This is a genomic window from Vibrio sp. 1288 (assembly GCF_033344475.1).
This window is the reverse complement of record NZ_JAWPOX010001084.1, coordinates 1-528: the sequence shown is the minus strand read 5'-3', so window position 1 is coordinate 528 and position 528 is coordinate 1. Positions and strand designations below refer to the sequence as shown.

Below are 528 nucleotides of genomic sequence, written 5' to 3'. Positions count from 1 at the left end.
GCCGCAGACCAATCGTTGCGATGAGTCACCTCTATGCCAATCTCTTTAGCTAAACGCATCAAGTGTTCCACGCGCGGTAGATAATCATCAATCAACAATAGTCGATTTGCATTCAGTTCTACCGGTTCAGAATGAGGCTGACTTCGTTTAGGCAACTGCAAACTAAAGCTAAAACACGATCCGTTGCCAAAATCCGAGCGCACACAAAGCTCACCGTTGTACATGCTGATCAATCGTTTGGAGATTGCCAACCCCAAGCCCGTTCCTTCATGTCGCCTTGTCGCGGAGGTATCGACCTGCTCAAATTTATCCATAATATGAGTTAGCCTGTCTTCAGGAATTCCAATACCTGTATCAGTCACTAAAAAATCAAAACCGAGCTCACTTTCTCTTACTTTCAGCTGCACATGACCTTCATCCGTGAATTTCACTGCATTGCCGAGCAAGTTAAGTAAGATTTGATTAATCCGACCTTTATCACCGACCACGACCGTATTCATGGCTAATGGTATATCAACCAATAACTTA

Annotated in this window: 1 protein-coding gene; it reads right to left on the bottom strand. The window is 44.1% G+C overall.

Annotated elements, in window-relative coordinates; all coding sequences use genetic code 11:
• Window positions 1-528 (bottom strand): ATP-binding protein (locus tag R8O11_RS31025; protein ID WP_318195365.1); only part of this gene is annotated, 528 nt, incomplete at both ends.